Origin of the sequence: Streptomyces sp. URMC 126, assembly GCF_051386555.1 — a bacterium.
Taxonomy (GTDB): Bacteria; Actinomycetota; Actinomycetes; order Streptomycetales; family Streptomycetaceae; genus Streptomyces.
On sequence record NZ_JBPQTX010000005.1, the window covers coordinates 1 to 12,795 of the forward strand.

Below are 12,795 nucleotides of genomic sequence, written 5' to 3' on the forward strand. Positions count from 1 at the left end.
GGTTCGGTGGTGTCGGGGGTGGCTCGGCCGGGTGCGCGGGTGGTGTTCGCGTTCGCGGGTCAGGGGTCGCAGTGGGTGGGGATGGGGCGGGAGCTGGCTGCCTGTAGCCCTGTTTTCGCGGCGCGTCTGGTCGAGTGTGAACGGGCGTTGGCGCCGTTTGTGGAGTGGTCGCTTGCCGATGTGCTGTCGGGTGCGGCGGAGATGGTTGCTGCGGATGTGGTGCAGCCGGCGTTGTGGGCGGTGATGGTGTCGCTGGCGGCGGTGTGGGAGGCCGCTGGTGTGGTGCCGGATGCGGTGGTGGGTCATTCGCAGGGTGAGATCGCTGCCGCGACGGTCGCGGGGATGTTGTCGCTGGAGGACGGCGCCCGGGTGGTGGCGTTGCGTTCGCAGTCGCTGAAGGTGCTGGCGGGTGCGGGCGGGATGCTGTCGGTGAGCCTGTCGGCTGCGGCGGTTGAGGAGCGTCTGCCGCGTTGGGGTGAGCGTCTGTCGCTGGCGGCGGTGAACGGCCCGGCGGCTGTGGTGGTGTCCGGTGAGCCGCAGGCGTTGGAGGAGCTGAAGGCGGAGTTGGAGGCGGAGGGTGTCCGGGCGCGGATGGTGGCCGTGGACTACGCCTCGCACTCGGCGCAGGTCGAGCGCCTGGAGGAGGAGATCCTCTCCGTCCTGGCCGGGATCGCGCCGCGTCGCGGCCGGATCCCGATGGTGTCCGCGATGACGGGCGAGACCCTGACCGGCGAGGAACTGGACGCCGCGTACTGGTACGAGAGCCTGCGCGCCACCGTGCACTACGAGCGCGCGGTGCGCGTGCTGGCCGGCCAGGGCCACCAGATCTTCATCGAGGTCACCCCGCACCCGGTGCTCATGGGCGCGATGAACGACACCCTGGAGGAAGCGGTTCTGGAGGCCGGGCCGGGTGCCGTGCCCGGCGCCGTCTGCGGGACGCTGCGCCGCGACGACGGCGGCGCGACGCGGCTGCTCACGTCACTGGCCGAGGCGTTCGTCCAGGGCGCCACGGTGGACTGGCGCGAGGTGCTCCCGGCGGGCGAGCGGGTGGAGCTGCCGACGTACGCCTTCCGGCATCAGCGGTACTGGCCGGAGGGTGTGCTGGCGCTGCCCACCTCGGCGGGTTCGGTCGCCGGCGGCGACGGTGCGAGCACGGCGGCCGAGGCGCGGTTCTGGGCGGCGGTCGAGGGCGGCGACCTGACGCGGCTCGCCGACACGCTGGCCGTGGACGGCGGCCGTCCGTTCAACGAAGTGCTGCCCGCGCTGGCGTCCTGGCGGCGCCGCGAGCAGGACCGCTCGGTGACCGCCGGCTGGCGGTACAGGACCGGCTGGACTCCGATCACCGAGCCCGATTCCCGCGCGCTGTCCGGGACATGGCTGGTGGCCGCCCCGGCGGACGGTGGCGGTCGCGATGGCAGTGGCAGTGGTGACCTGGTGCGGCAGTGCGCGGAAGCGCTGGCCGCTCGTGGCGCCGAGGTCGTGGTGGCCGAGGTTCCGGCCGGTGTCGTGGAGCGCGCCGACGTGGCGGCCGTCCTGGACGTGGCGCTGCGGGGTGTGGAGTCCGGTGGGGTGGCGGGTGTGCTGTCGCTGCTCGCGCTGGACGAGGCGCCGTTGCCGGAGTATCCGGTGGTGGCCGGGGGGCTGGCGGCGACGCTGGCCCTCGTGCAGGCGCTGGGTGACGTGGAAGTCGCCGCGCCGCTGTGGGTCGCCACGTGCGGTGCGGTGGCGGCCGGGCCGGCCGAGACGCTGGCCCGTCCGGTGCAGGCGCAGGTGTGGGGGCTCGGCCGCGTGGTCGGCCTGGAGCACCCGGAGCGCTGGGGCGGCCTGGTGGACCTGCCCGCGACGCTGGACGAGCGGGCGGGCGCACGCCTGGTGGCCGTGCTCGCCGGGTGTGGTGAGGACCAGGTCGCGATCCGCTCGGCGGGCGTGCTGGGCCGGCGCCTGGCCCGGGTGCCGCAGTCCCGCGACGCGGAGGAGACGTGGGCGCCGCGCGGCAGCGTGCTGATCACGGGCGGTACGGGAGCGGTCGCGGGGCATGTGGCCCGGTGGCTGGCCGGGCGCGGCGCGCCGCGCCTGGTGCTGACGAGCCGTACCGGCCCCGCGGCCGGCGGAGTCGCGGCCGTGGTCGCCGACCTGGCTGCCCGCGGCACGCGGGTCGACGTGGTGGCGTGTGATGTGAGTGACCGGTCGGGCCTTGAAGGGCTTGTGGGGTGGACGGGTCGTACGGGTCCTGCGTTGTCGTCGGTGATGCATACGGCGGCGGTGTTGGACGACGGTGTGGTGGACCGGTTGTCGGTGGGGCGTCTGGAGACGGTGCTTGCGGCGAAGGCGGCGAGTGCGGTGTATCTGGACGAGTTGACGGCGGGTCTTGATCTGGACGCGTTTGTGCTGTTCTCGTCGGCTGCTTCGACGTTGGGTGGTCCGGGGCAGGGTAATTACGCGGCGGCGAACGCGTTCCTGGACGCGTTGGCGGAGAACCGGCGGGCCCGCGGCCTCGCCGGTCTCGCGGTCGCCTGGGGCCTGTGGGGCGGCGGCGGACTCGCGGAGTCCAACGAGGCGATTCGATCGCGTATGCGGCGCGCCCCGATGCCCGCGATGGACCCGCAGTTGGCGGTCCGGGCGCTGGGCGAGTCGCTGGACGGCCCTGACGCGGTCGTGACGGTGATGGACGTCGACTGGGACCAACTGGGCTCCGCGCCCGGCACGGCGAACGTGCACCGGATGCCGTTGGTCCGCGACCTTCCCGAAATCCGCCGCCTGGCCACCACAGGCGCCCGCGCCGACGGACCGGCGCGGAGCGACGGCGAGTTGGCCGGCCGCCTGGCGGGCATGGGCCGGGTGGAGCAGGACCGCGTGCTCACGGATGTGGTGCGGGCGGAGGCCGCCGCCGTACTGGGCCACTCCTCCATGGACATGGTCCAAGCCAGGCAGGCGTTCAAGGACCTGGGCTTCGATTCGCTGACGGCCGTGGAGCTGCGCAATCAGCTGAACGCGGCGACGGGTCTGCGGTTGCCTGCCACGCTGGTCTTCGATTACCCCACTCCGGTCGTGTTGGCCGGGTTCCTGCGGGGTGAGCTGGTCGGTGAGCAGGTGGAGGCCGCTGCTCCGGTGGCGTCGGTGGCGGTCCCGGCGACGGACGAGCCGCTGGCGATCGTGGGGATGGCGTGTCGTTTCCCGGGTGGGGCGGGCAGTCCGGAGGAGTTCTGGGAGCTGTTGTCCTCGGGTGGTGACGCGGTGGGCGGGTTCCCGACCGACCGTGGCTGGGACCTGGAGGGTTTCTACGACCCGGACCGCGCGAGCGAGGGGACCTCGTACACGCAGTCGGGCGCGTTCCTGCGGGATGCGACGGAGTTCGACGCGGGATTCTTCGGGATCAGTCCGCGTGAGGCGCTGGCGATGGATCCGCAGCAGCGGTTGTTGTTGGAGACCTCGTGGGAGGCGCTGGAGCGGGCCGGCATCGACCCGCACTCCCTGCGGGGCAGCGCCACCGGTGTCTTCGCGGGCGGCTTCGGGTCAGGCTACGCCATCGGCATGGCGCTGACCGGCCAGGACGGAGCCGGCGTCGAAGGCCACCTGATGACCGGCAACTCCACCAGTGTGCTGTCCGGCCGCATCTCCTACGTGCTGGGACTGGAAGGCCCGGCGGTGACGGTGGACACGGCGTGTTCGTCGTCGCTGGTCGCCCTGCACCTCGCCGTCCAGGCGGTGCGGTCGGGGGAGTGCTCCCTTGCGCTCGCCGGTGGTGTGACGGTCATGGCGACACCGTTCTCGTTCGTGGAGTTCTCGCGGCAGCAGGGTCTTTCGGTGGACGGGCGATGCCGGGCGTTCTCCGAGGACGCGGACGGCACCGGCTGGGCCGAAGGTGCCGGCATGCTCGTCGTCGAACGGCTGTCGGACGCGCGTCGGCTCGGCCACAAGGTCCTGGCCGTGGTGCGCGGCAGCGCGATCAACCAGGACGGCGCGTCCAACGGCCTCTCGGCACCGAACGGCCCGTCGCAGCAGCGGGTGATCCGCTCCGCTCTGGCCAGTGGTCGCTTGACGGCGGCTGATGTGGACGTGGTGGAGGCGCACGGTACGGGTACGACGCTGGGTGACCCGATCGAGGCGCAGGCGCTGCTCGCCACGTATGGCCAGGAGCGCGTGGACGGGCGGCCGTTGTGGCTGGGATCGGTGAAGTCGAACATCGGCCACACCCAGGCCGCGGCCGGTGTCGCGGGTGTGATCAAGATGGTGCTCGCGTTGCAGCACGAGCGGTTGCCGCGGACGCTGCACGCGGACGAGCCGTCGTCACACGTGGACTGGACGGCCGGCGATGTGAAGCTGCTGACGGAGTCGGTGCCGTGGCCGTCCGACGGTGAGCGGGTGCGCCGCGCCGGTGTGTCGGCGTTCGGCATCAGCGGTACCAACGCCCACGTCATCGTCGAAGAGGCCCCCGACCCGGTTGACGCCGTGGCTGTCGACGGGGACGAGGGGAACAGTGCGCCCGAGACCACGACGGTCGTCGAAAACGCCGGTGCGTGGGTGGTGTCGGGTCGGTCTGCGGATGGGCTGGTGGCTCAGGCGGGTCGGTTGCGTGAGTGGCTGGTCTCGCGGCCTGAGCTGGAGCCGGTGGATGTGGGCTGGTCGTTGGCGACGACGCGTTCGGCCTTTGAGCACCGCGCGGTGGTGATCGGCGGTGACCGCGAGGGTCTCGTCACCGGTTTGGAGAAGCTGGCTACCGGTGTGCCGGTGAGCTCGGTGGTGTCGGGCGCGGCTCGGTCGGACGTGCGGGTGGGTCTGATCTTCGCTGGTCAGGGATCGCAGTGGGCGGGTATGGGCCGGGGTCTGTATGCGGGGAGCCCGGTCTTCGCCGAGACCTTCGATCGTGTGTGTGGGTTGCTTGAGCTGGAGTTGGGCGCGGATGTTGGTTCGTCGGTGCGCGATGTCGTGCTGGGTGTGGAGGGTGTGGATGAGGGGCTGACGGATCAGACCTTGTTCGCGCAGGTGGGGTTGTTCGCGTTCGAGGTGGCGTTGGCGGCGGTGCTGGAGGCCGCCGGTGTGACGGTGGACGCGGTGGTGGGGCATTCGGTGGGTGAGGTGGCTGCCGCGTATGTGGCGGGTGTGCTGTCGTTGCCGGATGCGTGTCGGCTGGTGGGGGCTCGTGCGCGGTTGATGCAGGGCCTGCCGGCCGGTGGGGCGATGGCGGCGATCGGCGCGTCGGAGGATGAGGTTGTCTCTGGCCTCGCTGACCTGTCGGGTGTGTCGGTTGCTGCGGTCAATGGGCCGGAGTCGGTGGTGGTGTCGGGCGAGGCCGGCGCGGTGGAGACGGTGGTGGAGCTCTGGCGGGAGCGGGGTCGTCGGGTGCGGCGGCTTAGGGTCTCGCACGCCTTCCACTCCCCGGCGATGGATCCCGTGTTGGAGGAGTTGGGGGAGGTCGCGGCTGCTCTGACGTATCAGCGTCCGCGCATGCTGTGGGCGGGTGCGTTGAGTGGTGAGGTGCTCTCGGAGTGTGAGGGTGGTTACTGGCCGGCGCAGACGCGGCAGGCGGTGCGGTTCGCGGACGCGGTGGCCGCGCTGGCGGCGCAGGGTGTGTCGGTGTTCCTCGAAGTGGGGCCGGACGGTTCGTTGTCGGCGCTCGGTCCGGATGCCGTGGCCGGTGTCGGTGGCGGCGATGAGGGTGTCTTCGTGCCGCTCCAGCGGCGTGACGACGACGCGGATGCCGTTCCTGGCCTGGTGACCGGCCTGGCGCGGGCGTTCGTCCACGGTGCGGCCGTGGACTGGTCGAAGGTGCTTCCGGCGGGCGAGCGGGTGGAGCTGCCCACGTATGCCTTCCGGCATCAGCGGTTCTGGCCGGAGGGTGTGCTGGCGTTGCCCTCGGCGGCTTCGGTCGCGGGTGGTGACGGTGCGAGCACCGCGGCCGAAGCCGAGTTCTGGGCGGCGGTCGAAGGCGGAGACCTGGCCCGGATCGCGGACACGCTGGCCATCGAGGACCAGAAGCAACTCAGCGATGTGCTGCCCGCGCTGGCCACCTGGCGCCGGCGTGAGCTGGACCGTTCGATGACCGCGAACTGGCGTTACCGAGCCGCCTGGGCCCCCGTCGCCGAGACCGACGCCAGGGTCCTTTCCGGAACGTGGCTGCTGGTGGCCCCGGCCGGCCTGGGCCAGGACGGTGCGGCGCAGCGGTGCGGTGCGGCGCTGGCCGCTCGTGGCGCCGAGGTCGTGGTGGCCGAGGTTCCGTCCGGTGTCGTGGAGCGCGCCGAGATGGCAGCCCTGCTGGACGCGGCGTTGCAGGACGTGGAGATCGGCGACGTCACGGGTGTGCTGTCGCTGCTCGCGCTGGACGAGGCGCCGTTGCCGGAGTATCCGGTGGTGGCCGGTGGGCTGGCGGCGACGCTGGGGCTTGTACAGGCCCTCGGTGACGTCGCCGTGACCGCGCCGCTGTGGCTGGCGACGTGTCGCGCGGTCGCGGCCGGGCCGGGTGAGGAGCTGACCAGTCCGGTGCAGGGCCAGGTCTGGGGCCTGGGCCGCGTGGTCGGACTGGAGCACCCGGACCGTTGGGGCGGGCTGATCGATCTGCCCGCGACGGTGGACGAGCGGGCGGGCGCGCGCCTGGTCGCGGTGCTCGCCGGGTGTGGTGAGGACCAGGTCGCGATCCGCTCGGCGGGCGTGCTGGGCCGGCGCCTGGCGCGGGCTGCGCAGCCTCGTGGCGAAGCGCGCTGGGCACCGCGTGGCAGCGTCCTGATCACGGGCGGGACCGGCGCGATCGCCGGGCACGTGGCGCACTGGCTGACCGGTCGGGGCGCACCGCGCCTCGTCCTGACCAGCCGCTCCGGTCCCGGAGCACAGGGCGCGGCCGCCCTGGCGGCCGAGCTGGCCGCCGCCGGGACCGCCGTCGACGTGGTGGCGTGTGATGTGAGTGACCGGTCGGGTCTTGAAGGGCTTGTGGGGTGGACGGGTCGTACGGGTCCTGCGTTGTCGTCGGTGATGCATACGGCGGCGGTGTTGGACGACGGTGTGGTGGACCGGTTGTCGGTGGGGCGTCTGGAGACGGTGCTTGCGGCGAAGGCGGCGAGTGCGGTGTATCTGGACGAGTTGACGGCGGGTCTTGATCTGGACGCGTTTGTGCTGTTCTCGTCGGCTGCTTCGACGTTGGGTGGTCCGGGGCAAGGTAATTACGCGGCGGCGAACGCGTTCCTGGACGCGTTGGCGGAGAACCGGCGGGCCCGCGGCCTCGCCGGCCTGACGGTGGCGTGGGGCGTATGGGCGGGCGGCGGTTTCGCCGAGTCCAGCACGGTGGTGCGGGAGCGGGTCAAGCGCGGCCCGATGCCGCCGATGGACCCGCAGCTCGCCGCGCGGGCCCTGGGTGAGGCCCTCGACGGCCCCGACGCGGTCGTGACCGTCATGGACGTCGACTGGGAACAGCTCGCGTCCACGCAGGGCGCCGCGGACGTCCGCCGGATGCCGCTGCTGCGCGACCTGCCCGAGGTCCGCCGACTGGTCGCCGAACAGGCGGGCACCGGTGACACGGCACGCGGCGAAGGTGAACTGGCGCGCCGTCTCGACGGGCTGAGCCGTGCGGAGCAGGAGCGGGTGCTCACGGATGTGGTGCGGGCCGAGGTGGCCGCCGCCCTGGGTCATGCCTCGGCCGAGGCGATCGAGGACCGCCGGGCGTTCAAGGACCTGGGCTTCGATTCGCTGACGGCCGTGGAGCTGCGCAATCAGCTGAACGCGGCGACGGGTCTGCGGTTGCCTGCCACGCTGGTCTTCGATTACCCCACTCCGGTCGTGTTGGCCGGGTTCCTGCGGGGTGAGCTGGTCGGTGAGCAGGCGGAGGCCGCTGCTCCGGTGGCGTCGGTGGCGGTCCCGGTGACGGACGAGCCGCTGGCGATCGTGGGGATGGCGTGTCGTTTCCCGGGTGGGGCGGGCAGTCCGGAGGAGTTCTGGGAGCTGTTGTCCTCGGGTGGTGACGCGGTGGGCGGGTTCCCGACCGACCGTGGCTGGGACCTGGAGGGTTTCTACGACCCGGACCGCGCGAGCGAGGGCACCTCGTACACGCAGTCGGGCGCGTTCCTGCGGGACGCGGCGGAGTTCGACGCGGGATTCTTCGGGATCAGCCCGCGTGAGGCCCTCGCCATGGACCCGCAGCAGCGGCTGCTGCTGGAGACGTCCTGGGAGGCGCTGGAGCGGGCCGGCATCGACCCGAAGTCGCTCCACGGCAGCGCGACCGGCGTGTTCGCCGGCGGCTTCGCGTCGGGCTACGGGTTCGGTGTGACGCTGGCGGGCGAGGGCGGTTCCGGAGCCGAGGGCCACCTGATGACCGGCAACGCGACGAGCGTTCTGTCGGGCAGGGTCTCGTACGTGCTGGGGCTGGAGGGTCCGGCGGTGACGGTGGACACGGCGTGTTCGTCGTCGCTGGTGGCCCTGCACCTGGCCGCGCAGGCGGTGCGGTCGGGGGAGTGCTCGCTGGCACTCGCCGGTGGCGTGACGGTGATGGCGACGCCGGGGACGTTCATCGACTTCTCGCGGCAGCAGGGGCTTTCGGCGGATGGGCGCTGCCGTGCCTTCTCCGAGGACGCGGACGGCACCGGCTGGGCCGAGGGCGCGGGCATGCTCGTCGTCGAACGGCTCTCCGACGCACGTCGGCTCGGCCACCCCGTCCTCGCGGTGGTGCGCGGGTCGGCGACCAACCAGGACGGCGCGTCCAACGGGCTGACCGCGCCCAACGGCCCCTCCCAGCAGCGGGTGATCCGTTCGGCGCTCGCCAGTGCGCGGCTGACCGCCGCCGATGTGGACGTGGTGGAGGCGCACGGTACGGGTACGACGCTGGGTGACCCGATCGAGGCGCAGGCGCTGCTCGCGACCTACGGTCGGGAACGCGCCGGGGACCGGCCGCTGTGGCTGGGTTCGGTGAAGTCGAACATCGGTCATACGCAGGCTGCCGCGGGTGTGGCCGGTGTGATCAAGATGGTGCTCGCGTTGCAGCACGAGCGGTTGCCGCGGACGCTGCACGCGGACGAGCCGTCGTCGCACGTGGACTGGACGGCCGGCGACGTAAAGCTGCTGACCGAGTCGGTGCCGTGGCCCGCCGGGGAGCGTCCGCGCCGCGCCGGTGTGTCGGCGTTCGGGATGAGCGGCACGAACGCGCACATCATCGTGGAGGAGGCCCCCGCCGAGGAGCGCACGGTGGTGGAGCCGGTGGACGGGCCCTTGGTGGTCGGTTCCGGTGGTGTCGGTGCGTGGGTGGTGTCGGGTCGGTCTGCGGACGGGCTGGTGGCTCAGGCGGGTCGGTTGCGTGAGTGGCTGGTGTCGCGGCCGGAGCTGGAGCCGGTGGATGTGGCGTGGTCGTTGGCGACGACGCGTTCCGCTTTCGAGCACCGCGCGGTGGTGATCGGCGGTGACCGCGAGGGTCTCGTCACCGGTTTGGAGAAGCTGGCTGCCGGTGTGCCGGTGAGCTCGGTGGTGTCGGGCGCGGCTCGGTCGGACGTGCGGGTGGGTCTGATCTTCGCTGGTCAGGGATCGCAGTGGGCGGGTATGGGCCGGGGTCTGTATGCGGGGAGCCCGGTCTTCGCCGAGGTCTTTGATCGTGTGTGTGGGTTGCTTGAGCTGGAGTTGGGCGCGGATGTTGGTTCGTCGGTGCGCGATGTCGTGCTGGGTGTGGAGGGTGTGGATGAGGGGCTGACGGATCAGACCTTGTTCGCGCAGGTGGGGTTGTTCGCGTTCGAGGTGGCGTTGGCGGCGGTGCTGGAGGCCGCCGGTGTGACGGTGGACGCGGTGGTGGGGCATTCGGTGGGTGAGGTGGCTGCCGCGTATGTGGCGGGTGTGCTGTCGTTGCCGGATGCCTGCCGGCTGGTGGGAGCTCGTGCGCGGTTGATGCAGGGCCTGCCTGCTGGTGGGGCGATGGCCGCGATCGGAGCGTCCGAGGAAGACGTGCTCGCCGGTTTGGCGGGTGTGTCGGTTGCTGCGGTGAATGGGCCGGAGTCGGTGGTGGTGTCGGGCGAGGCCGGCGCGGTGGAGACGGTGGTGGAGCTCTGGCGGGAGCGGGGTCGTCGGGTGCGGCGGCTTAGGGTCTCGCACGCCTTCCACTCCCCGGCGATGGATCCCGTGTTGGAGGAGTTGGGGGAGGTCGCGGCTGCTCTGACGTATCAGCGTCCGCGCATGCTGTGGGCTGGCGCGCTGAGTGGTGAGGTGCTCTCGGAGTGCGAGGGTGGTTACTGGCCGGCGCAGACGCGGCAGGCGGTGCGGTTCGCGGATGCGTTGGCCGCGCTGGCGGCGCAGGGCGTGTCGGTGTTCCTCGAAGTCGGCCCGGACGGCTCGTTGTCGGCGCTCGGCCCGGACGCCGTGGCCGGTGTCGGTAGCGGCGATGAGGGTGTCTTCGTGCCGCTCCAGCGCCGCGACGACGCGGACGCCGTCTCCGGTCTGGTGACCGGCCTGGCACGCGCGTTCGTCCACGGCGCGGCCGTGGACTGGGCCAAGGTCCTCCCGACGGGCAAGCGCGTAGAGCTGCCCACGTATGCCTTCCGGCACCGGCGGTTCTGGCCGGAAGGCGTGCTGACGCTTCCCACAGCGGCAACGGTCGCGGGTGGCGACGGTGCGAGCACCGCGGCCGAAGCCGAGTTCTGGGCGGCGGTCGAGGATGGTGACCTGGCCCGGATCGCGGACACGCTGGCCATCGAGGACCAGCGGCACCTGGGCGAGCTCCTGCCCGCGCTGGCGTCCTGGCGCCGCCGGGAGCAGGACCGGTCCATGACGGCGGGCTGGCGTTACCGGGCCGGCTGGACTCCCGTCACGGAGCCCGACTCCCGCCTGCTGTCCGGCACATGGCTGCTCGCGATCCCGGCGGCCCGGGACGAGGCCGACACCGCCCGGCGGTGTGTCGCCGCGCTGGCCGCCCGTGGGGCTCAGGCCCTGGTGGCCGAGGTTCCGGCCGGTGTCGTGGACCGTGCGGAGCTGGCCGCCGTGCTCGGCGCGGCGCTGGCGAGCGGAGGTGCGGACCCGGCCGGGGTCTCCGGAGTGCTCTCGTTCCTCGCGCTGGACGAGACGCCGGTGCCCGGCCACCCGGTGGTGACCGGTGGTCTCGCCGCGACGCTGGGTCTCGTGCAGGCGCTGGGCGATGCCGGAGTCCCCGCTCCGCTGTGGGTCGCCACGCGTGGCGCGGTCGCGACCGCGCCCGGTGAGGCGCCGGCCGGCCCGGTCCAGGGCCAGGTGTGGGGGCTCGGCCGCGTCGTCGGACTGGAGCACCCGGACCGTTGGGGCGGGCTGATCGATCTGCCCGCGACGGTGGACGAGCGGGCGGGCGCGCGCCTGGTCGCGGTGCTCGCCGGGTGCGGCGAGGACCAGGTCGCCATCCGGCCGGCCGGGATCCTCGGCCGCAGGCTGACCCGGGTGGCGCAGTCCCGTGACACCGGCCGTTCCTGGGCCCCGGGCGGCAGTGTGCTGATCACGGGCGGCACGGGTGCGCTCGCGGGGCATGTGGCCCGGTGGCTGGCCGAGCGGGAGGCGGCACGTCTGGTGCTGACGAGCCGTTCCGGCCCGGCTGCCCTCGGCGTCGCCGCGCAGGCGGCCGAACTGGCCGCCCGGGGCACGCGGGTGGACGTGGTGGCCTGTGACGTGAGCGACCGGTCGGAGCTGGCCGGGCTCATCGCCTGGACCGGGACGAGCGGTCCCGCGCTGTCGTCGGTGATGCACACGGCCGCGGTGCTGGACGACGGTGTGGTGGACCGGCTTTCGGTGCCGCGTCTGGAGAAGGTGCTCGCGGCGAAGGCCGCCAGCGCCGCCCATCTGGACGAGTTGACCGCGGATCTGGACCTGGACGCGTTCGTGCTGTTCTCCTCCGCCGCCTCGACGCTCGGGGCCGCGGGTCAGGGCAACTATGCCGCCGCCAACGCGTACTTGGACGCTCTCGCGGAGTCCCGGCGGGCCCGTGGCCTCGCCGGTCTGACGGTGGCGTGGGGCGTATGGGCGGGCGGCGGTTTCGCCGAGTCCAGCACGGTGGTGCGGGAGCGGGTCAAGCGCGGCCCGATGCCGCCGATGGACCCGCAGCTCGCCGTACGTGCCCTGGGTGAGGCCCTCGACGGCCCCGACGCGGTCGTGACCGTCATGGACGTCGACTGGGAGCAGCTGGTGGCGGCGCCGGGTGCGACGGACCCGCGGGAGACACCACTCCTGCGGGACCTGCCGGAGATCCGCCAGGCGGTCGCCGCCACGGCGAGCCGGGGCGCTGGGCCGCGGGACGAGGCCGGGCCGGCGCGCCGTCTCGACGGGCTGAGCCGGGCGGAGCAGGAGCGGGTGCTCACGGATGTGGTGCGGGCCGAGGTGGCCGCCGCCCTGGGCCATGACTCGGCCGAGGCGATCGAGGACCGCCGGGCGTTCAAGGACCTGGGCTTCGACTCGCTGACCGCCGTCGAACTGCGCAACCGCCTCAACGGGGTCACGGGTCTCCGGCTGCCCGCCACGCTCGTCTACGACTACCCCACTCCGGTCGAACTCGCCGCGTGGCTGCGCACCGAGATGGTCACGGACGAGGCGGCGCCGGTTCCGGTGCTCGCCGAGCTCGACCGGCTCGAAGCCGCTCTCAACGCCGGCTCGGTGGACGAGCCGGTACGGGAAGAAGCCGCCGAGCGGCTGCGCAGGCTGCTGGAGGCCATGGGCGGCGAGACCGCCGAGAAGAGCAGGAAGCGGCGCGAAGAGGAACTCGAGGCCGCGAGTGACGACGAGCTCTTCGCTCTCGTCGACGAACTCGAGTGATCCCCGCCCGGCCCTGACGGGCCTCGCCGATGGGGCTGGCCGCACGTTCCGTGCGGTCGGCCCCGCCCCTGA

At 72.8% G+C, this 12,795-nt stretch carries 1 protein-coding gene; it reads left to right on the top strand.

Annotated features, from left to right (window positions below; translation table 11 throughout):
• On the top strand, positions 1-12,723 hold a 12,723-nt coding region (locus ACSNOK_RS01495; protein WP_436778676.1), incomplete at its 5' end, for a type I polyketide synthase.
• Between the last annotated feature and the right edge of the window lie 72 nt (positions 12,724-12,795).